The 22,571-nt window shown below is 47.4% G+C and carries 17 protein-coding genes and 3 tRNA genes; 17 read left to right on the top strand and 3 right to left on the bottom strand.

The features are described from left to right. The first annotated feature begins 137 nt into the window (after positions 1-137). The 5 genes from metA (at position 138) to F458_RS0110620 (ending at position 7,469) form a co-directional block, all read left to right on the top strand. Positions 138-1,082, top strand: coding sequence for a homoserine O-acetyltransferase MetA (gene metA / locus F458_RS0110635; protein WP_018983403.1), 945 nt, complete (start codon positions 138-140; stop codon positions 1,080-1,082). Between the two features lies 1 nt (position 1,083). Further along, entirely contained in the window at positions 1,084-2,139 is a 1,056-nt protein-coding gene (locus F458_RS19390; RefSeq protein WP_018983402.1) for a homocysteine S-methyltransferase family protein, read from the top strand. A gap of 8 nt (positions 2,140-2,147) precedes the next feature. Then, complete coding sequence (gene metH, locus F458_RS19385) at positions 2,148-4,772, top strand: methionine synthase (RefSeq protein WP_018983401.1); 2,625 nt, start codon at positions 2,148-2,150, stop codon at positions 4,770-4,772. Beyond that, positions 4,765-5,349, top strand: coding sequence for a DUF938 domain-containing protein (locus F458_RS0110625; RefSeq protein WP_018983400.1), 585 nt, complete (start codon positions 4,765-4,767; stop codon positions 5,347-5,349). Before metH ends, F458_RS0110625 begins: the two co-directional genes overlap by 8 nt. Positions 5,350-5,447: 98 nt before the next feature. Continuing rightward, entirely contained in the window at positions 5,448-7,469 is a 2,022-nt protein-coding gene (locus F458_RS0110620) for a methyl-accepting chemotaxis protein (protein WP_040610350.1), read from the top strand. 38 nt (positions 7,470-7,507) lie between these two features. Here the strand turns inward: F458_RS0110620 and F458_RS0110615 are convergent, their stop codons facing one another. Beyond that, entirely contained in the window at positions 7,508-8,479 is a 972-nt protein-coding gene (locus tag F458_RS0110615) for a hydrogen peroxide-inducible genes activator (protein WP_018983398.1), read from the bottom strand. 606 nt (positions 8,480-9,085) lie between these two features. On the opposite strand from F458_RS0110615, the gene F458_RS0110610 reads away from it, so the two are divergent. From F458_RS0110610 to F458_RS0110585, 6 genes are all read left to right on the top strand, one after another. Then, positions 9,086-9,733 (top strand): carbonic anhydrase, encoded by a 648-nt coding sequence (locus tag F458_RS0110610; protein ID WP_018983397.1) that lies wholly within the window; start codon positions 9,086-9,088, stop codon positions 9,731-9,733. Positions 9,734-9,742: 9 nt separating this feature from the next. After that, positions 9,743-11,287 (top strand): SulP family inorganic anion transporter, encoded by a 1,545-nt coding sequence (locus tag F458_RS0110605; RefSeq protein WP_018983396.1) that lies wholly within the window; start codon positions 9,743-9,745, stop codon positions 11,285-11,287. 168 nt (positions 11,288-11,455) lie between these two features. After that, positions 11,456-12,100: a carbonic anhydrase gene (locus F458_RS0110600; RefSeq protein ID WP_018983395.1), complete on the top strand. Its 645-nt coding sequence runs from the start codon at positions 11,456-11,458 to the stop codon at positions 12,098-12,100. 9 nt (positions 12,101-12,109) lie between these two features. Then, positions 12,110-13,747, top strand: coding sequence for a SulP family inorganic anion transporter (locus tag F458_RS0110595; RefSeq protein WP_018983394.1), 1,638 nt, complete (start codon positions 12,110-12,112; stop codon positions 13,745-13,747). Positions 13,748-14,018: 271 nt separating this feature from the next. Then, a complete protein-coding gene (locus F458_RS0110590) occupies positions 14,019-14,486 on the top strand; it encodes a hypothetical protein (RefSeq protein WP_018983393.1) in 468 nt (155 codons plus the stop codon). Continuing rightward, on the top strand, positions 14,486-14,713 hold the full coding sequence (locus F458_RS0110585) for a helix-turn-helix transcriptional regulator (protein WP_018983392.1): 228 nt from the start codon (positions 14,486-14,488) through the stop codon (positions 14,711-14,713). The genes F458_RS0110590 and F458_RS0110585 overlap by 1 nt, the downstream gene beginning before the upstream one ends. A 193-nt stretch (positions 14,714-14,906) precedes the next feature. Here F458_RS0110585 and F458_RS0110580 read toward each other — a convergent pair whose 3' ends face one another. After that, positions 14,907-17,000, bottom strand: coding sequence for a M13 family metallopeptidase (locus tag F458_RS0110580; RefSeq protein WP_018983391.1), 2,094 nt, complete (start codon positions 16,998-17,000; stop codon positions 14,907-14,909). Positions 17,001-17,002: 2 nt separating this feature from the next. Then, on the bottom strand, positions 17,003-18,217 hold the full coding sequence (locus F458_RS0110575) for a GNAT family N-acetyltransferase (RefSeq protein ID WP_018983390.1): 1,215 nt from the start codon (positions 18,215-18,217) through the stop codon (positions 17,003-17,005). 75 nt (positions 18,218-18,292) lie between these two features. Here F458_RS0110575 and F458_RS0110570 point away from each other — a divergent pair, with 75 nt between their 5' ends. The 6 genes from F458_RS0110570 (at position 18,293) to F458_RS0110545 (ending at position 22,492) form a co-directional block, all read left to right on the top strand. Then, entirely contained in the window at positions 18,293-18,748 is a 456-nt protein-coding gene (locus tag F458_RS0110570; RefSeq protein WP_018983389.1) for a regulatory protein RecX, read from the top strand. 127 nt (positions 18,749-18,875) lie between these two features. Next, the gene (alaS, locus tag F458_RS0110565) at positions 18,876-21,473 is read left to right on the top strand and encodes an alanine--tRNA ligase (protein WP_018983388.1); all 2,598 of its coding nucleotides are present in this window, start codon (positions 18,876-18,878) and stop codon (positions 21,471-21,473) included. Positions 21,474-21,607: 134 nt separating this feature from the next. After that, the gene (gene csrA / locus F458_RS0110560) at positions 21,608-21,805 is read left to right on the top strand and encodes a carbon storage regulator CsrA (RefSeq protein ID WP_018983387.1); all 198 of its coding nucleotides are present in this window, start codon (positions 21,608-21,610) and stop codon (positions 21,803-21,805) included. Positions 21,806-22,167: 362 nt separating this feature from the next. Beyond that, positions 22,168-22,258, top strand: a tRNA-Ser gene (locus F458_RS0110555). A 36-nt stretch (positions 22,259-22,294) separates the two neighbouring features. Continuing rightward, positions 22,295-22,371: transfer RNA gene (locus F458_RS0110550), tRNA-Arg, on the top strand. 44 nt (positions 22,372-22,415) lie between these two features. After that, a tRNA-Arg gene (locus F458_RS0110545) sits at positions 22,416-22,492 on the top strand. The last annotated feature ends 79 nt before the right edge of the window (positions 22,493-22,571 follow it).

The raw sequence follows: 22,571 nt of genomic DNA, 5'->3' as shown, positions 1-22,571 counted from the left end.
TATAGTTTATGGTGGAACAAGTTGATTGAGTCCGACACCTCTTTTTCTTAAGTTAGTTTAGACGTCTAGACGTAAATAAGTTGACATCTTCGTTCAGCACGCCACAATGAACACACGCATTATCGTGTGGAGTCACCATGCCAATCAGAATTCCCGAACAGCTTCCGGCACAGGATGTATTGCTGGGAGAAAACATATTTACTATGGACAGTCAGCGGGCCTCGCATCAGGATATTCGCCCTCTTGAAGTCGGTATTCTGAATCTAATGCCTAACAAAATAGAAACCGAGGTACAGTTACTTCGGCTACTGTCCAATACGCCGTTGCAAATTAATGTGGATTTGATCCGCATTGACGATCAGGCGCCTAAGAATACACCACAGTCGCATATGGATGCATTCTACCATCCGTTTTCCGCCGTCGAAAATAAACGTTATGATGGACTTATGGTCACGGGGGCTCCTCTGGCGCATCTGGAGTACACCCAGGTAAAATATTGGTCGAAGATGACTGAAATATTTGATTGGTCAGAGCAAAACGTTCAGTCTACGCTTTATTCCTGCTGGGCAGCGCATGCCGCTATGTTTCACTTTTATGGTGTAAACCGTCATTTGCGAGAGCATAAAATCTCAGGCGTTTTTGAACATCAGGTACTGACCCCGCACAATGAATTGCTCAGAGGATTTGATCCTACTTTTTTTGCGCCCCACTCGCGTTTCGGGCACATCGCCACCAAACAGTATGAAGATGTCGCCGGATTGAAAGTTCTGGCGCGCTCTGCAGATGCAGGAACCTATATCGCTGCCACGAATGACAAACGCAAAGTTTTTATTACCGGTCACCCCGAATACGACCCTGAAACATTGCACGAGGAGTTTCTCCGTGACACTGAAGCGGGGCAGTCGCCGCAGATTCCTGAAAATTACTACCCGCAGAATAATCCCAAAAAGCCGCCCATGGTACGATGGCGCTCTCATGGTAGTTTGTTATTTACCAACTGGCTTAATTATCATGTTTATCAGACAACTCCATTTGATTTGAACTCACTGAACCAGGGTGTTCGCCCCAACAACGAGGTATGATGTGAACAGTAACCGCTCAGAACAACTTGCCCAGGCTGCACAATCTGCCATTTTGGTACTGGATGGCGCCATGGGAACCATGATTCAACAACATCACCTGGATGAAGCTGACTATCGCGGTCAGCAATATGCTGACTGGGACTGCGATCTCAAAGGGAACAATGATTTACTTTCGGTAACTCAGCCAGATCTGATTTATCAGATTCATTGTGATTATCTTGCTGCCGGTGCCGATATTATTGAGACAAATACGTTTAATGCGACTTCTATTGCCATGGCCGATTACAAGATGCAAAACGAAGCGCATCTTATTAATGTAGAATCTGCCAGGCTTGCGCGTCGGGCTGCAGATAAGTTCACCAGTGAAAATCCGCAGAAACCGCGTTTTGTTGCTGGTGTGTTAGGGCCAACTAACCGCACGGCGTCCATATCACCGGATGTCAATGATCCGGGCAAACGAAACGTTACATTTGAGCAACTGGTCGAGGCTTACACAGAATCATGCGAAGCGCTGATTGAAGGCGGCGTCGATATTCTAATGCTTGAAACCATCTTTGATACACTCAACGCTAAAGCGGCTGCGTTTGCCGTACATGACGTTTTCGACCGGCTGGGACTGACTTTGCCAGTCATGGTATCGGGCACGATTACTGACGCATCGGGCAGAACATTGTCAGGTCAGACCGCTGAAGCTTTCTACTATTCGTTACGCCATATCAGCCCTTTCTCCTTTGGACTTAACTGTGCACTGGGTCCGGATTTACTGCGCCAGTATGTAGCAGAAATTGCAGGAGTAGCTGAATGTCTGGTATCGGCGCATCCTAACGCCGGATTGCCCAACGAATTTGGCGAATACGATATGGAAGCTGACGAGATGGCAGCTCACATTAAAGAGTGGGCCCAGGCGGGGCTGGTCAATATTGTGGGCGGATGTTGCGGTAGTACACCTGAACATATTAAAGCTCTGGCAGATGCGGTGGCCGGGCAGCCACCACGATCCATTCCCCGGTTTGACGTTAAAATGCGTTTATCCGGTTTAGAACCATTTGTTCACTAGGGGGAAGCGTGACAGCTGAATTTTCTACGTTTATTAATATCGGCGAACGGACCAACGTTACGGGATCTGCCCGCTTCAAACGCCTCATAATGGATGGTGATTACGAGACTGCACTTGATGTTGCTCGTCAGCAAGTTGAAAACGGCGCGCAAATTATCGATATCAACATGGATGAAGCCATGTTGGATTCAGTCGAGGCAATGCAGACGTTTCTCAAGCTAATCGCTTCTGAACCGGACATAAGCCGTGTCCCTATTATGATCGACTCGTCTAAATGGGAAGTGATTGAGGCAGGCCTTAAGTGTGTTCAGGGCAAGGCCATTGTTAACTCGATTAGTATTAAAGAGGGTGAAGCACAGTTCATTCATCAAGCTACGTTGATAAAACGCTACGGCGCTGCCACCGTCGTAATGGCGTTTGATGAAAAAGGTCAGGCCGACACACAGAAACGAAAAGTCGAGATATGTCAGCGCAGCTATAAAATTCTGACCGAGAAAGTAGGTTTTGCGCCTGAGGATATTATCTTTGATCCGAATATTTTTGCCGTGGCTACCGGCATTGAAGAGCATAATAACTATGCGGTAGATTTTATTGAAGCTACCAGAATTATTCGTCAGACCTGTCCTCACGCACACATCTCCGGCGGCCTCTCAAATATTTCATTTTCCTTTCGTGGTAATAATCCGGTTCGGGAGGCCATGCATTCTGTCTTTCTTTATCATGCCATACGAGCGGGAATGGATATGGGCATCGTGAATGCAGGGCAGCTTGAAGTCTATGATGAAATACCTAACGAGCTGCGCGAAGCTGTTGAGGATGTCATTTTAAATCGCCGTGACGATGCCACAGAACGTCTGCTTGACCTTGCACCAAAGTACCAGGGGGAGGGCAAAGAAGCGGCCAAAGAAGATTTGTCCTGGCGCGACGCACCGGTGTCAAAAAGGCTCGCACATGCGCTGGTCAAAGGCATTACTGACTATATTATCGATGATACGGAAGAAGCCCGCCAACAAGCTGAACGCCCACTGCATGTGATTGAGGGGCCGCTCATGGATGGCATGAATATCGTCGGCGATCTGTTTGGCGAAGGGAAGATGTTCCTGCCCCAGGTGGTCAAGTCTGCCCGGGTAATGAAAAAAGCAGTGGCACATCTGCAGCCGTATATAGAAGCAGAGAAAAGCGACGATAATAAAAGCGCAGGTAAAATATTGCTGGCAACGGTTAAAGGGGATGTTCACGATATCGGAAAAAATATTGTGGGTGTGGTACTGCAATGCAATAACTTCCAGGTGATCGATTTAGGGGTCATGGTTCCTACCGAAAAGATTCTGCAAACAGCCAGGGACGAAAATGTTGATATGATCGGTTTATCGGGCCTGATTACCCCGTCACTGGATGAAATGGTACATGTGGCCAAAGAAATGGAACGCCAGGGTTTTGATTTACCGTTATTAATTGGCGGCGCGACAACATCAAAAGCGCATACCGCGGTTAAAATTGAACAAAATTATCATGCACCAGTTGCCTATGTCGCTAATGCCAGCCGTGCAGTAGGGGTCTGTCAGAAATTATTGAATCGAAAAAGTCGCGATATCTATGCCGCTGAATTAGCTAAAGAGTATGATACCGTCCGCGATCAGCATGCGCGTAAGAAACCCCGCTCCAAACCGGTTTCTCTACAGGAGGCTCGTGATAATGCCGCTACGCCTGACTTTTCTACACCACCGGTTGTGCCCAGGCAATTAGGCGTAACCCCAGTGACCGCCGGACTTGAAACATTACGGCACTATATTGACTGGACACCGTTTTTCTTAACCTGGTCTTTAGCTGGCAAATACCCGCGCATCCTTAATGATGATGTTGTGGGGGAGCAAGCCAGAAGTTTGTTTGACGATGCCAATGCGATGCTGGACGAGGTGATAGCCAATGACAGCCTGCAGGCCAAAGGTGTTATCGGTCTGTTTGCGGCAAACCGTTTGCTGGATGATATTGAGATATATGCCGACGACACGCGTCAGCAGGTTATCGGCGTGTCTCATCATTTGCGGCAACAAACCCGTAAAGAAAAATTCCCTAATTATTGCCTGGCTGATTTCATTGCACCCAAAGATAGCGGCATCGATGATTACATTGGCGCCTTTGCAGTGACCGCGGGAATTGGCGAACAGGCGCTGGCTGACAAGTTCATCAAAGACGGTGATGATTATAATGCCATCATGGTCAAGGCGGTTGCAGATCGCTTAGCCGAAGCATTTGCCGAATACCTGCACGAACAGGTGCGTAAACACTATTGGGGCTATGCCAGCGATGAAACGCTGGATAATGACGCGCTTATCCGGGAAAAATACCAGGGAATACGGCCTGCGCCTGGCTACGCTGCCTGCCCGGAACATACTGAAAAGCAATTGATATGGGATTTGCTGGAGGCTGAAAAGCACACTCAGATGCGGCTAACTGAAAGCTACGCCATGTGGCCCGGCGCAGCGGTATCCGGTTGGTATTTTTCTCACCCCGAGTCCCGTTATTTCGCTGTTGCACAAATTCAAAAAGATCAACTTCAGGATTATGCGCAACGCAAAAACTGGGATGAACAGACTGCCAGAAAATGGCTGGCGCCGAATATCAATGAATAAACCATATAGTCAGGCGTGCGAGAACAATAAGCACCCCATACTGGCGATTTTAAAAAATGCCTTTGCACAATGCTCGAGCGTGCTGGAGATTGGTAGTGGTACCGGCCAGCATGCTGTCTGGTTTGCGCAAAAATTACCGTTTTTAAAGTGGTACAGCAGCGACCAGCCGCAGTACCACGAAGGTATCAATAGTTGGATCGATGAATTCGGCAACGCTAATTTACAGCGCCCGATAGCATTTACAGTAGGCCAGGATCTCTTTCCATCTCAGCGGTTTGATGGTGTATTTACAGCAAATACTGCACATATCATGCAGCCAGATGAGGTGAAAATCATGCTTGCGCAAATTGCTGAAGCGCTTCCCTCAGGAGGCGTATTTTGTCAATACGGGCCCTTTACGCAGCAAGGGGTGTTTAATAGCCAAAGCAATGAGGATTTTCATCATAAACTTGTCGCGCAGGGCTATGGGGGATATCGCGATATTGATGAGTTAATCCAGTGGGCTGAACCTTTAATACTTTGCGGTATCCATCCGATGCCCGCGCATAATTTATTGCTGCAATGGCGTAAAAACTGATACAGAAATACAAAAACCGGCCACAGCATCCGCTGGTTTTAATAAAGTTTCCTGTGCTAATGTCGACATTATAGATAAGTGAAATAAAAAGAAAAATTATGATGTCGTTATCTTTGCGTAAGAAGTTTATGGTGATTGTGGGTGGGAGCATCGCGGCCCTTTTGGCAGTTGTTGCTATCGTGATGGTTACTTACATCGGCCAGATGGCAAGAGCATCAGTGGAAAATGATCTGTCTGCCCGGGTCACTTTAGAGGCTGAAAAAGTTGAAGGCTTTTTTGCGCGCTATGCTGAAGTTGCCAGAACTTTTCTCAGCAATCCTTTTCTGCAGGACTTTTTTGCTAACCACACCGAGCGTGGAACACCGGACGCAAATCTTCGCGCATCCGCATCGATATTTGAATTATTCAGTAATATCAGTGATGCGGATGCAAATATTAAATCAGCTTTTTTCGCCTCTGCGCTAACCAGTGAGTACTTTTATGAAGCTGGTCGCGTGGGCGTGGACATCGACGGGCCGGACGCCAATGACCCCACCAAAGGTTATTTTGCCACCCAACGCCCCTGGTTTAATCAGGCCGTGGAAGAGGGCACCCTGTATGTCAGTAAGCCTGCTGTAGACTCACAAGATGGTAGTGTTTCTGCTGTTATTCAGGCACCGGTGATCAGAAACGGAGAGTTACTCGGGGTTGGCGGTATCGACATTCTTATCAGCACGCTGGGCGAAGTACTGAATCAGGTAAAATATCAACAGCAGGGCACTGCTTTTTTGCTGGATGAACAGCAAAATATCGTCTACTTTCCCACCGCAGCTAAAACGCTGCCGTTGCATACACCGCTGTCACAGTTCAATACAGAATTCTCCCAATCCAGTGGCTTTAATACCGCAGCCAGCGCCATCAGTCGGCAGCCTAAGGGCATGGTGCAAGTTAACTGGCAGGGTGAGGAATATGTGCTGGTATTTGAACATGTCACCCTGGATGGGGCAAAGATGGACTGGTCTATGGGACTACTGGTGCCACAGGCGTTGATAACAAACCCGGTGGAACAGGCATTTATTACTGCAATTATTGTGGCGCTGGTGATTATTGTGCTGGTGCTATTGATCACCTATGCCACGGGCTCCAGCGTGGTAGCGCCTATTGTAAAGATGAAGCACGCAATGGCGGATATTGCCAGAGGTGATGGTGATCTTACCAAACGCCTGGAGGTACGCTCTAATGATGAAATTGGTCAGCTTGCCACAGAATTTAATCGCTTTACCGACAAACTGAGAGAGTTACTCAATCAGACAGCCATGAACACTGAAGCGGTGGCAGCAGCTGCCCAGCAGTTGAAAGATGTCTCACAGAATACCAGCGCTGAAATCTCCCAGGAGCGGGATCAGGTCGATAATGTCAGCACCGCAGTGACCGAAATGGCGGCCACAGTAACCGAAATATCTGATAATGCCGCGCAGTCCAGCAGTGCTGCCACCAGGGCGGATGCAGAAGTACGCAGCGGAACATCGCAAGCGCAGGATACAATGACAGAGATCAGAGCGCTGGCACAGGCGATCAATGATGCTGTCTCGGTAGTCAATGAGCTAAGTCAGGAATCGAATAATATTGGTGCAGTTATTGATGTCATTAACAGTATTGCTGAGCAAACTAATTTACTTGCGCTCAATGCTGCCATCGAAGCAGCCCGGGCAGGCGATCAGGGTAGAGGTTTTGCCGTGGTGGCCGATGAGGTGAGGTCGCTGGCCAGCCGTACCCAGGATTCCACCGATGATATCCGTCGAATGGTCGAGCGTTTGCAGGGTATGGCCAGCCAGACAGACAAAGTGATGCAGCAAGGTAAGGAGCGGTCTGAAAAAGGCGTGGAAAAAACCGCTTCGGTGGTTGCTGCGCTGGAACGCATTAGTGAATCAATCGGTACAGTGCAATCACAGAGCGGTCATATCGCAAATGCCACAGAGCAGCAAAGTGTGGTAGCCGAAGATATAAATCGTTCTTTAGTGAAAATCACGGGCTTGAGTGATCGCACCAGCGAACATGCCTTTGAACTGGCTGCGCAGGCAACCCAGTTAAGCGGCGTGGCTAATGAACTACAAAAAGTGGTTAATCAGTTTAAAATCTAGATTTTCGATGAGCGCCAGATCAAATATCAAAAAAGCGCCTACTCTGGCGCTTTATCCTCGCAAGAAAGAGGCTCAGCCAGTGTAACTGCACCTTCAAGGCGCTTCTGGATAATATTTCGCATGGTGGATGACAACTCACGAAAGAACGTACGGGATGGTGAGGTATTGCGCCAGGCCAGCACATGTTGCCTGACGATAGGCATGTCAGCCAGTTCACAAACATGCAGCGCTTCTGGTTTATGTAATTCAGAGTGAATGTACAGCCCTGGCAGGAACGCAACGCCCATTCCCATGACCACCATCTGTCGAAGCGTATCCAAACTGGTACCTTCATAATCCCGCGCCACTTTAGCCCCTAATCGCTTACAAATATCATGAACCTGATGATGAAAATGATGGCGATCTTCTAAAGTCAGCACTTGCTCATCGCGAAGCAGTTGCGGGTCGATGAAAGGCTTTCCGGCGAGCGGATGATCCGAAGGCATAACAAATTTAAGTGGTTCGTAAAAAAGCGGCTGACTTTGTATTTGTGAGTTGGCGTCTGACATAGGAGTGAGTACTAGGTCATATTCGCCGGCCAGTAGCCCCTGTTGCAATTGGGTAGGTGCTGCCTCGCGCACATAAAACTTAAGATTAGGCTTTAATGTATGAATGTCTGGCAGCACATAGGGCAGTAAATACGGGCCGAGAGTAGGCGGGATACCCAGTCGATACATCGTATTTTCACCGTCTGATAAGTTTCTGGCTACTTCGGCAAACTGAAGATTGGCAGTAAGTACTTTTTCAGCACTAAATAAAAGTGCATGTCCATGAGCACTTAGCAGCGTTCCTGAGCGGGAGCGTTCAAATAATTTTAGTCCAAGATTAGACTCCAGCGCATTTATTTGCGTGGTAAGTGTTGGCTGGCTGATACCTAAAGCCTGAGCGGCATTGCGAAAATTCAGATGCTTAGCAACAGTGACAAAATACCGGATCTGGCTTATTGAAGGTGCTTTAGAATTACCTAACATACTCTCGTGATAAGTCGTGATTTTTCTGATAGACAAAGGTTATCACCAATGCTTAAACGTGACTATGACTATGAGTCAGGGTTTTACCTATCACAAATTGACTGTGCTCACATATCACCTCGAACGACCCGGATGAAAGCAACTTATTCTTGCACGAAATAGGGCGAGTAGTACTTCAGCATGGGTGTGGTCATAATATCCTGATGGTTTACTCTCACTTGCCATATCCCAGGCGGGCATTATGAAAAAAATGTAACCTTTATGATACGCATTGGTAATACCAAACCTTAGTCGCAAACCTGTTCGTGTCATATATATCCGACTGGCTATCAGGCAATGGCGTTAACAGTAATTAAAAGGACAAACCTGACGTTTACCCTGCCTTTAAAGGCTGTGAGTAGGCAAAGGTTGCCTGATTGTAAGCCACCACCCTCAACTGTCTAGGAGCAAGCATCAGTGTCTTGCGCCACATTTCTGTGGAGTTATGAGTGAGCTGATAGTTTCTATCTATCTAAGAAAACTGTATTCTTCTATATGCCTATCAGGTGAGACTCGTTCGTATTATAAGTAATATCGTATCTCAATTAATTCAGTGGAGTATTTTTTATGGATCATGTTATATCCGGTGTAGCCAAGTTCCAGGATGAAGTATACCCGGGCAAAAAGGCCACTTTCCAAAAACTGGCAAACGGCCAGAATCCCGAAGTACTTTTCATTACCTGCTCCGATTCCCGCATCGACCCCAATATGGTGACGCAAACGGATCCGGGGGAGCTGTTTATTTGCCGCAACGCGGGCAATATTGTACCACCGCACTCTAATCAAACTGGTGGTATGACCGCATCAATTGAATTTGCTGTAGCAGCGCTGGGTGTTGAGCACATCGTAGTGTGCGGACACACCGATTGTGGTGCGATGAAGGGCGCACTAAATCCTGAAAAGCTGGATTCGCTGCCCCATGTCAAAGAATGGTTAGGCCATTGTCGCTGTGCCAGCGAGGTGGTTAAAGAAAAACATGGCGAACTGACAGCTGACAATCTGGAAGAATTGACCAAAGAAAATGTCATTCAACAAATGCAACATCTGCGCACGCATCCTGCAGTTGCTGCCAAGCTGGCGACGGGTAAAGTTGAGCTTCATGGCTGGGTATATAACATTGAGACAGGGACCGTGCTTTGTTATCAACCGGAAACAGGCGTCTTTAAAGAGATGGAAGAAGTGTATGCCGAACGCAAACTGGCTAAGGGTAAGTAGGATCCAGCCATGAAGTCAGAATTAAGTTTTGCGGAGATCAAAAATGATCTCCCGGCAAGTATTGTTGTATTTTTTGTCGCGTTACCGCTGTGTCTGGGTATTGCGTTGGCTTCAGGTGCTCCGTTATTTTCCGGCATTATCGCCGGAATCGTCGGTGGTATTGTTGTCGGTCTATTCAGTGGCTCCCGATTAGGTGTCAGCGGGCCCGCCGCAGGTCTGGCGGTAATTGTGTTTGATGCAATTGCAACGCTGGGCAGCTGGGAGCTGTTTCTTTGCGCTGTCGTATTATCGGGCGTATTCCAACTTATTCTGGGTTTTGCCAGAGCCGGATTTGTCGCATACTTTATTCCATCTTCGGTGATAACCGGTATGTTGGCGGGGATCGGTTTGCTTATCATACTTAAGCAGATACCTTATCTGTTTGGCTGGCACGCAGACTTTTTGGGCGAAGAAGCATTTCAGCAGCTAAATGGTGAGAATACCTTTTCTGCGATCTCCCACGCCTTATCTGTCATGTCTCCAGCAGCAGTGGCTATTTCCGTTGTATCGATTATATTACTGGTCATATGGGATAAGTACTTAACTCACGCCCATAAGATATTTCGTCTGCTTCAGGGCCCCATCGTTGTGGTATTGCTGGGCATTGTGACATCAATGGCGCTTTCGCAGGCGGGTATGCCACTTAGTCCTGACCAGTTGGTGACGTTACCGGTAATTGATAGTTTTGACAGCTTTGCCAGTGAAATGTCATTTCCTGCTTTTTCCCAGATGTTCAGTATTGAGGTTATTACCATCGCCCTGGTAATGGCGGCCGTCGCCAGTATAGAAACATTATTGTGTGTGGAAGCCACCGACAAACTGGACCCGGACAAGAACGTTACGCCAACCAATCGTGAGTTGAAGGCGCAGGGTATTGGTAATATTTGCTCTGGTTTAATCGGAGGGCTACCTATTACTCAGGTAATCGTTCGCAGTTCGGCAAATATCGCGTTTGGTGGTAAGACCAAAATGTCGGCGATATTACACGGTGTTTTTCTGGTCATCTCAGTATTCGTCATGGCTTCGCTGCTGAATCAAATACCCCTTGCATCCCTGGCAGCTATTCTTGTCACCGTTGGCTATAAACTGATGAAACCGGCGACGTTCAGAAAGATGTATAAAAACGGGCTGGAACAATTCTTACCCTTTATTCTGACTATTGCAGTGATGGTAGTGACCGACCTGCTAACGGGTGTAATTGCAGGGCTCGTGCTTAGCTTGTTCTTCACATTACGTCACAGTTACCGTAATTCATATCACTTCATAGATACGGTTGATCATGATCACGGTAAAGAGACACACCACATTGTAATGGCAGAAGATGTCACCTTTTTCAATAAGCCACGAATTTTAAAGAAACTGGACTCCATTCCCGATGATGCAAAAGTCATCCTGGACTTTTCCAATTCAAAATCCGTTGCTTATGATGTGAAAGAAACCGTCCGGGACTTTCTCGAGCATGCCAAGTCAAAAAACATAGAGGTGGAAACGATCGCATTTAATCAGACCACTTAACTTTCTTACACAGGAGCGGGCTTGGCCCGTCTCCTGACCTTCTCATGCTACACAAGGGTTATAGCTCTGATAGTTTTTCACTATCATGAGAATCTATATAATTCTATTAGACTATCAGTTAAAACTCCGTTAACAACTATACAAACTTGTAAACAAGCGGAGTAAAAAATGGATCATGTTATTTCTGGCGTTGCCAAATTTCAGGACGAAGTTTACCCAACAAAAAAAGCCACTTTTCAAAAGCTTGCCAACGGGCAGAATCCCGAAGTTCTTTTTATCACTTGTTCTGACTCACGAATCGATCCAAATCTGGTCACACAAACCGATCCCGGTGAACTGTTTATTTGCAGAAACGCCGGTAATGTAGTTCCTCCTCATTCAAACCAAACTGGTGGAATGACAGCTTCTATAGAATTTGCTGTCGCCGCGCTTGGGGTGAGCCATATTGTTATCTGCGGGCATACCGACTGTGGTGCCATGAAAGGTGCTTTGAACCCGGAAGCGTTAGATGGTCTGCCCCACGTGAAAGAGTGGCTTGGTCATTGTCGTTGCGCTACTGAAGTCGTCAAAGAGCGACGAGGCAGTGTCGATCATGAAAATCTTGAAGAAGTGACGCAGGAAAATGTTCTTCAGCAGTTACAGCATTTGCGTACTCACCCGTCTGTAGCAGCAAAAATTGCCACTGGTAAAGTCAAGCTGCATGGCTGGGTATATAATATCGGCTCTGGTGAAGTGCTTTGTTATGACGAATCCAGCAAAACTTTTGAGCGCATGAGCGAAGCTTACGCAGAACAAAAACTAACTAAAAAATAAGCAGCATTCATGTTAAAAATCAGTACCTCTAATTTACGGGGCGATCTAACCGGCGGTCTTACGGCAGGTATTGTGGCGTTGCCACTGGCGTTGGCCCTGGGTGTTGCCTCTGGTCTGGGCCCCATGGCGGGACTTTACGGCGCCATTGCCGTTGGCTTCTTTGCTTCACTGTTTGGTGGCACGCCGTCGCAAATCTCCGGTCCAACGGGGCCCATGGTGGTTGTGCTGGCCGGATTGTTTGCCAGTTTATCCGGCAATGTCGAGTTAATTCTCACTGCGGTAGTCATGGCCGGTGTGTTCCAGATTGTCTTCGGCCTTCTTGGCGTAGGGCAATATATCAGACTGGTCCCTTACCCGGTTATATCCGGTTTTATGTCCGGCATTGGTGCAATTATCATCATCCTGCAGTTGGGGCGATTGATGGGTCATGAGCCCCCAGGTGGAACCATCGGAGCGTTGGAATATCTGCCTCAGGCGCTTGCCGATATCAACTTTGTCACCCTGGCGCTAGGAATAGGAACACTATTGATCGCCTATAAATGGCCGGCAGCTTTAGGAAAATATGTCCCTGGTGCGCTTGCTGCGCTTATTATTGGTACGCTGGTAAGTTTGGCATTGAGTGTTCCTGTACTGGGCGATATTCCTACCGGCTTGCCCAGTATTCACTGGCCGACCTTTACCGAGGGGAATACATTTTTAGTGCTGGAAGCGGCATTTATTCTGGCTATTCTGGGGGCTATTGATAGTTTGCTAACCTCCCTCGTTGCGGACAACATGACCCGCACACGGCATGATAGCAATCGCGAACTGATTGGTCAGGGGATCGGTAACACCGTTGCCGGCCTGATTGGTGGTATTGCTGGTGCAGGCGCAACCATGCGCACAGTAGTGAATATTCGTAGTGGTGGTAAAGACCGTATCTCGGGTATGACCCACGCGCTGGTGCTACTTGCTATTGTGCTGGGCCTTAGCCCGCTGGCGGCAAAAATACCACACGCGGTATTAGCTGGTATTTTGGTCAAAGTCGGTCTGGATATTATTGACTGGGGCTACCTCAAACGAGCGCACACCGGTCCGCGCTGGGACTTTGCGCTAATGGCGCTGGTACTTGGACTGACTGTGTTTGTTGACCTTATCACGGCGGTGGGTGTTGGTGTGGTACTAGCCGCTCTCGCTTATGTTCGTCAGGTTGCTCAGTTGCAACTGGAAGAGCTGAACCAGTTGCCAGAAGGTCTGGATGATCCCGAAGAAAACGAATTGCTGGAAAAAGCAGGTGGCAAAGTCAGTATCTTTAGTTTTGGTGGACCACTAAGCTTTGGTGCTGCGGCGGATTTGGGACATCATGTTCGTGAGCGGGTCCGTGAGCGTTCACAAGTTCTTATCCTTGATTTTACCCGCGTACCGGTGGTTGATGTTTCTGCAGCTATGGCGGTTGAAACTATCACATCAGACGCGCAGGCAGCGGGAAGAGAGCTGGTTATCTGTGGTGCTACTGCCAATGTTATAAAGGTTTTGGATAGCATTAACACACATCAGGCTAACGTGCGCATGTTCAAAACCCGGTTGGAGGCTTTGGACTGCGCGCTGCGCATTATAGAAGATAATGAGAACAACTCGCGAGGGGATAGCAAACCCGTTAACGCATAACGTAAATATGCTAAAAGCCACCTTCGGGTGGCTTTTTTGTATCCGAACTAAATGACTGTGACGCTTTGCTGAGCGCAATTTTCAATAATACGTCTTACCACATGCACTACAGCCCGACAAACCGGGGCTATCAGCACAAGGTAGTAGCAGATCTTAGCTGAGAAGAATTCCACCTGCTAATATCCGGTTACATTTTGATGTATAAAATACTTAACATTTTGTCATTAATTATTTACTCTGAGTTTGAAAAATCTGACAATAGAGCAAAATTATGATTTCTTTCAGAGAAAAAAGTTTGTGGGTTTCTTTATTAATATCTTTGGTTATCGCGTCGGTTTATGGCGATAACATTCTTGCATTTCTGGCAGCGGGGGAGGCGGTATCCGGACAGGATATAAGTGGCTTAATTTTCCGTGTTGTCATAGCGTTTATTGTACTTGAAGTGGTATTGCATATCGCATTGGCAATGAAGGAGCAGGAAGGCTCAGGATTACCAGAAGATGAAAGAGAGCGTAACTACCGGCTGCTGGCGAACAATGTCGGCTACTGGGTATTATCAATCGGGGTCATTGCCTGTATATCTCAACAGATGATAAACAGCAGCTTTGGTTTTGAAGTACAAAATGAATACACAAACCTTGCCCTGGCACCTTTCGAACTGAAACTGGTAGTTATTTTCTGGCTATCCGAGGTAGCTCGCTTTGCCACTGAGCTTTATTATTACCGGCAGGAAAGTTAATGGCCGAAACTTTGACACTAAAGAACAATATCAGGACGTTACGTTTTTTCTCGAACGAAATGACTCAGCAGGAGTTGGCTTCGAAAATAGGTGTGACGCGCCAGACAGTAATGGCAATAGAAAAGGGGAAGTATTCACCTTCCCTTGAAGTCGCATTTAAGATTGCGCGAATATTTAATAAGCCAATTGATGATGTTTTTCAATATACCAGCCTGGATGAAAAATAACGGCCCCTGAAATGACATATAGCCGCGTCATATCAAGTTTCTGTCATTATATATGTGCCCGTTGCTCACGCTACGCTGAAAAGCTGCAAAAGTGGCGGGTAAAAAGACCCCAACTGGAAAAGCGGGCGATGATATGATCAAAAAAGGCTGCCCTTTGGCAGCCTTTTGCACTAATAAACATTTATCTGTAACGTTACCAGATTTGTACACGCTCTTCTTTTGGCAGGTACAGTTCATCGTCAGGTTTTACATCAAATGCTTTATACCAGGCGTCCAGGTTACGCGGTGCCATGGTGCGATAACGTGCAGGGGCATGAGGGTCAGAACGAAGCTGATTCATCAGGCTTTGCTCGGTGCGCTTTTCACGCCATACCTGAGCCCACGCCAGGAAGAATCGCTGATCGCCGGTCAGGCCATCAATAACTGGTGGCTCTTCACCATCAAGGCTTATTTTGTAAGCCTCGTAGGCCATAGAAAGACCGCCAACATCACCAATATTTTCACCCAGGGTTAAGCGGCCATTCACATTGTTGCCTTCGATGGGTTCGTACTGGCTGTACTGCTCGTCCAACTTATCAACTTTGGCATTAAATGCTTCTAAATCTTTTTCTGTCCACCAGTTGCGCTGAATGCCTTTAGCATCCGATTTCGATCCCTGGTCATCAAAGCCATGCCCCATTTCGTGACCAATAACGGCACCAATAGCGCCGTAATTTACAGCAGGATCAGCATTGGGATCAAAAAATGGCGGTTGCAAAATTGCGGCAGGAAATACAATTTCGTTGAACGACGAATTGTAATACGCATTGACGGTTTGTGGTGTCATCCCCCAACGTTCACGATCAGTCGGCTCCAGTTCTTTTTCAACATCACGCTGTTGGAAAAACTCACGCAGATTGCGCACATTCTGGACCAGCTGGTCTTCAGTGATTGTGACACCTTCTAAGTCAACCCACTCATCTGGATAGCCAATTTTTGGGCGGAAAGCGGCCAGTTTTTCTTTTGCTGCTTCTTTTGTATCCTCACCCATCCAGTCGAGATTCTCGATGCGCTTTTTCAGTGCCGCACGCAGATTCTCTACCAACTCTTTCATTTGCTCTTTTGAGCTTTCAGGGAAATATTCATCGACGTAGATTTTACCGATAGCAAAACCTAAAGACTCGGTCCCTGACATTTGTGATAGCGCACGTTTCCAGCGTGGACGCGGTTCCTGCTGACCATTTAGTGTCTTGCCGTAAAAATTAAAATTTGACATAAACACATCTTCAGACAACAAATCAGCGTTGTTGGAAATAGTGTGATAGGTCAGATAGCTTTTCCACACATCCAAATCAGTATCATTAACTATTTTAATGACATTTTTAATCGGCTCTGGCGTGGTCATGTTCAGCTCAGGCGCTTTCAGGCCGCTTGATTTGAAAAACGCATCCCAGTCGAAACCGGCGTACTCATCAGAAAGCTTAGAACGTTCGATCTGGTTTAACGTCAGTTCGCGGTCACGACGTTTTTCACGAGGCCACTGAATTTCAGCAATTTGGGTTTCCAGGTCAAGAATATGTTTTGCTTTTTCAGCGGCATTTTCTTCATTTGCCAGCGTCAGCATCTCTTCAACATGAGCCAGGTACGCCTTTCGAATCTCTGTAAAGCGTTCCTGATCACCTAAATAATAATCACGATCAGGCAGGCCAAGACCACCCACGCCAACAGTGACCTGATACTCATTAGGATCCAGACGGTTATACCAAAGTCCGGCATATAATGGGGAGGCGTTACCATACAGCCATGCACTACCAAACAATTCGGTCAGCTGCTGATGATTTTCAAGCTCATCGATTTTGCTCATAACATCAGAGATTGGCGCGATTCCCTTTTTGTTAATTGCATCGGTATCCATATAGGCTTTATAGAAGTCATGGACCATCTGTTCTTCTTTATTCAGATCGTCGCGAGACATAATGTCGTCGATAATGGCTTTAACCTGATCCTGGCTCCGGTCGTAAAGTTTACTAAAGGCACCGTACCTTACTTTGTCTGCAGGAAGCTCAAAATTGTCATACCAGGTACCGCCAGCATAGCGGAAAAAATCATCGCCCGGGCGGACTGACTCATCGCGGGCTGATAGATCAACGCCGAAGCTACCCAGTTCCGGCTCACCATTATTTTGCGCTGTCTTGGCAGACGCTTCTTTTTGTTGTTCAGACTGCTGTTCGTTGGTCTGATCTGCCTGTCCACAGCCTGCAAGACCAAGCGATGCCGCAACCATCGCGGCGATAAGATTGTATTTCATTGTCAGTTCTCTGTTCTAGTTGTTATTGTGTCAGCATCGACACCGGGTGTATTAAAAACGCTAAGTTTTTGTTTTTTATCATTGTTGTAAGGTAATACATCTACAGCTTGTTGGAAATAGCTTTGTATAGCCGGCGTTTCCCGCTGTAGAAAATCCTTTACAGCATCGTGAAACACAGGCTCGTAGAGAAAATGAGCGGAGGTACAGTAAATGGGTTCGAACCCCCGGATTAATTTGTGTTCGCCCTGGGTGCCAGGATTGAAGTAAGACAATTTATTGTCGATCGCAAAGGCGATTCCCTGGTAATAGCAACACTCAAAATGCAGTTCGCTGATGTTCTCCAGTGCCCCCCAGTAGCGTCCGTACAATGCCTCGTCATCGAAAAAAAGCAACGCACTGGCACACGCCCCCGTTGGCGTACTGGCTATGATCAGAAGCATCTGCTCACCCATCTGTTCGGCCAGACCATAAAAGAAAGCTTCATTTAAGTAACCCGTATGCCCGCTTCGTTTTAGATAAGTTTGCTGATAACACCGGATAAAAAATGCCATATCGGCGGGTTGAATTGCCTGACCAACTTTTCTTTCAATGGTGATGTCCCGCGCATCGAGACTTTTTCGCGCCTTTTTTATGGTCTTGCGTTTTCGGGATGTCAACGCTCCAAGAAAATCATCAAAGCTATGGTACCCGTAGTTATGCCATTGAAACTGAACGCTATAGCGCTGTGCAAATTCCTGCTGTTGCTTTAGCGCTGTAGCCATACTGATTGGGGGAAACAGCACATGCAGTGAAGAGACTGTATTTTTTAATCTCGTCTGTAATTCATCTGACATCTGCTGCCACAGGGGCGCTGGCTCGCGATCAGGATGCGTCAGAAAACGCGGGCCGGTTACCGGGGTAAAAGGCACAGCACTAATCCACTTAGGGTAATAAGCCAGGTTGTGTTGGTGATACGCATTAGCCCAGCTTTGATCAAAAACATATTCGCCGTAGCTGTCGGATTTCAGATAGCCAGGCGCTGCTGCAATAAGTTGTTCATCATCAAATAACGCCAGATGGCACGGCTGCCATCCGCTATTATTACCCACGCAGCCAGTAGTTTCGAGCAGTTGCAGAAATGCATGCTGCAAAAACGGGCCGGCCTTTGCAGCCAGCTGTTGCCACTGGACTGCAGGAATTTGCGATATGCTATTGAAAAATACGGTTTGATATCCCATAAAGAGAGCGAAGCACCACTTCAGTTGGTTTTGTTATCGGGGCATTGATGTCAAGGGCACCAAATAGTTTGAAACATGTCAGAGTTTAACAGAAAAATCATTGTTGACGCGATTACCCGCATGTTGGCGCGACGAGAGCACAGCTATATGGAGATTACCGCAAAGCTTACCCAAAAAGGCTATGCGGAGTCTCAGGTTGCCCCGATAATCGAAGAGTTTCGTGAAGCTGATATTCAGTCTGACCAGCGTTTTGCCGAAGCCATGGTGCGAAGTGCGCTCAGTAAGGGCCGTGGGCCGCGCCGCTTGTCGGCCGACCTGACGCGTCATGATATCAGCGAAAGTCTTGTCGATGCCGCTGTGGCTGAGGTTGAGCCCGACTGGTTCGAACTGGCTTTGTCGGTGCGTGAAAAAAAGTTTGGCCTGGCTGAACCAAGTGATTTTAAGCGCCGTCAAAAGCAAATGCAGTTTTTACAATATCGTGGTTTTCTGCAGGCGCATATAGATTACGCCATGCAAGGCCACAAGGACTAATCAGGCAGCTTAACAAGCGCCGTTGTTTCGTGGTATTGTTCCACACGTCTGACGCCAGTCAGCGCGGTGCCTTAAGCATAGTTCACCTGCCACAGTAACAGAAATTAAATAGGAAGTTTGGATCTCAATGACATTATCAACTGCTGACATTCGCCAAAAGTTTTTCGACTATTATAAAAGTCATGGTCATCAGCCCGTGGCAAGTAGTTCTTTAGTTCCGGCAGACGATCCAACCCTGCTTTTCACTAATGCCGGCATGAATCAGTTTAAAGATGTATTTCTTGGTACTGAGAAACGCAGTTACACCCGTGCGGTTTCTTCCCAGCGGTGCGTACGCGCCGGCGGTAAACATAATGATTTAGAGAATGTCGGCTACACCGCGCGTCACCATACATTTTTCGAAATGATGGGTAATTTCAGTTTTGGCGACTACTTTAAAAAAGAGGCAATAACGTTTGCCTGGAAGTTTTTGACCGAGGAACTGGGGCTGGCCAAAGATAAACTCCTGGTGACTATTTTTCATACCGATGATGAAGCATTTGATATCTGGGAAAAACACATCGGTGTGCCTAAAGACAAGATCTTGCGCATTGATACTGCAGATAATTTCTGGTCAATGGGAGATACCGGCCCGTGTGGACCTTGCTCCGAGATTTTCTACGATCACGGCGAGCATATCTGGGGCGGACCGCCGGGAACACCGGAAGAAGATGGCGATCGTTTTATCGAAATCTGGAATCTGGTTTTCATGCAGTACAACAAGCAGTCTGACGGGACCATGGAACCACTGCCAAAACCTTCGATAGATACCGGCATGGGGCTGGAGCGTATTGCCGCTATTATGCAGGACGTGCACAGTAACTATGAAATCGATCTTTTTGCAAATCTTATTCAGGCCGCTGCTGACGTGGTCGGCAGTGATGACCTTGAAAACAAGTCATTACGGGTAATTGCTGACCATATCCGTTCATGCAGCTTTTTAATCTGTGATGGGGTGATGCCAGGCAACGAAGGCCGTGGTTATGTGCTTCGGCGTATTATTCGTCGGGCGGTGCGGCATGGCTATAAGATGGGCGCCAATGATATTTTCTTCTATAAATTGGTTCAGGCGCTGACCAAAGAAATGGGCGAAGCCTATCCAGAGCTTGCTGATCAGCAACCGGTAATCGAAAAAGTATTGCGTGTAGAGGAAGAGCAATTCAGTAAAACGCTATCTCGCGGCATCGCGATGCTCAACGATGTACTTGAAAATCTGGAAGGCGACACCGTCCCGGGCGAGGTTGTCTTTAAACTTTATGACACCTATGGCTTTCCGGCTGATTTAACCGGCGATGTGGCGCGCGAACATAATTACAAAATTGATGAAGAAGGCTTTGAAAAAGCCATGCAGGCCCAGCGCCAGCGGGCTCAGAAAGCCAGCAATTTTGGCATGGACTATAATGAGCAACTGCGGGTTGAGCATGTCACCAAGTTCACCGGCTATACAGATGCCGAGGGCCAGGGAAATGTTCTGGAACTGATTAAAGACAATACGCTTACTGACACGCTCAATGACGGAGAAGAGGGTGTGGTGGTGCTGGACAGTACACCGTTTTATGCAGAAGCCGGCGGTCAAAGTGGGGATAGAGGAATATTGGAAGTCGCCGGTGGTGAATTTGTGGTTACTGACACTCAAACGCTGGGGAATGCCTTTGCGCATTACGGTAAAGCTGTTGGGCGAATTGAAAAGGGAGATACGGCGACCGCTAAGATAGACAGCAACAACCGCGAGGCGATCAAGAAGAACCACAGCGCCACCCATCTTCTTCACGCAGCCTTGCGCGAAGTTTTAGGTGAGCATGTTTCACAAAAAGGTTCCCTGGTTCAGGCGCAGCGTATGCGTTTCGACTTTTCTCACTTTGAACCTGTTACTGCAGAACAACTGGCTACCCTGGAACGACGGGTTAATCAGGAAATTTGCGCTAATCACGCCTTGTCCACCGAGCTGATGGATCTGGAGGAAGCAAAATCGTCAGGGGCGATGGCACTGTTTGGCGAAAAGTACGATGAAAAAGTACGGGTTGTGACAATGGGGCCGTTTTCTATTGAGCTTTGCGGCGGCACCCACGTAGCGCGAACCGGTGATATTGGTTTATTTAAAATCGTTGCCGAAAGCGGTATTGCTTCCGGGGTGCGCCGAATTGAGGCGGTAACAGGTGAGGCGGCAATTGACGTTGTCCAGCGACAGCAAACCCTGCTTAATGAAGCTGCTGTCTTGCTCAAGACTGATACCAGTAATGTGGTGAACAGACTTAGTGCACTGCAGGCTCAAACCAAAGAATTGGAAAAGACGCTCAGTGCAACAAAACAGAAGTTAGCCAGTCAGCAGGGTGCGGACATGCTGGAGCAGGCGCAAACCATCAACGGTGTAAAAGTGCTGGTTACCCGGCTGGATGGGATAGAACCCAAAGCATTACGCGGAATGGTTGACGATCTTAAAAACCGAATTGGCGAAGGTATCGTAGTACTTGGTGTAGCAGGTGACAATAAAGTCAGTTTGATAGCGGGCGTGACCAAACAACTTACCTCTAAGGTCAAGGCCGGAGAGCTGGTTAATTTTGTCGCCGGACAGGTTGGCGGTAAAGGTGGTGGCCGGCCTGATATGGCTCAGGCGGGTGGTGATCAGCCGGAAAATCTGGGGGCAGCGTTAGACTCTGTTACCTCTTGGCTATCAGATAAGCTATAATCTAGTTTATCGGTTAAACAGCGGGTTTTTGATGTGACACAAGAACAGGGAGTCGCTGCTGCTATCGCCGGGTCGTGCCGGCGTTGAAGCAAAATGAAGGGATATGTTCATAAGTAAGGAACAGGAGCAAGCGAATGCTTATTTTGACTCGTCGTGTAGGTGAAACTTTGATGGTGGGTGATGAAGTCACTGTCACTGTCTTGGGCGTTAAGGGAAATCAAGTGCGTATCGGGGTAAATGCCCCTAAAGAAGTATCGGTTCATCGTGAAGAAATCTATATGCGGATTCAGGCTGAGAAAGGCGGAGACGCGGATAATTCTGATAAAGAATAAATTTCTTTGACGATAAAAAAGGCTGGTGAAAACCAGCCTTTTTTATATTTGTAATCGGATATCGCTGGGTTTTTATACCATTACAAGCCCGACTGCTTAAAGTCTGTGCGTTCAGATTATTTAAAGTGAGTTATTGATTTTCTTCCGGGCAGATTTTTGCTATCTTGTCGCTGTTGGTCGGGAAGCGCACCAGGGCCCGTATGGAGTCCGGCGCAAACGAAGCTCATATGAGCTTATTGTATAAAAATTAAGGGTTTGAGCCTGTTTTATACAAAATGTTGAAAATCCCGCCAGGTGAGCATTTTTATTTAAAAAACGTTTGACACCATCAGGTGAATCCGTAAAATGCAGCACCACATTCCGGAGAGGTGGGTGAGTGGCTGAAACCAGTTCCCTGCTAAGGAACCATACGCATTACGCGTATCGAGGGTTCGAATCCCTCCCTCTCCGCCATTTTTAGTTGGTGGTGGCAACCAACACAAGTTTTGCGCGTGTGTAGCTCAGCTGGATAGAGTACCTGGCTACGAACCAGGCGGTCGGAGGTTCGAATCCTTCCACACGCGCCACTTACTATTTGTCACATTATGCTTGTGCATAATATCTGTTTTTCGCGTGTGTAGCTCAGCTGGATAGAGTACCTGGCTACGAACCAGGCGGTCGGAGGTTCGAATCCTTCCACACGCGCCATTCAAGAAAACCCACCATCTGGTGGGTTTTTTTATATCTGTAGGTTTTATAAAAGAATCGTTAAGGGGCTCGACAAAGT

The sequence above is a fragment of the Salinimonas chungwhensis DSM 16280 genome, assembly GCF_000378185.1.
Lineage (GTDB): Bacteria > Pseudomonadota > Gammaproteobacteria > Enterobacterales > Alteromonadaceae > Alteromonas > Alteromonas chungwhensis.
This window is presented reverse-complemented; position numbering and strand designations above follow the sequence as displayed.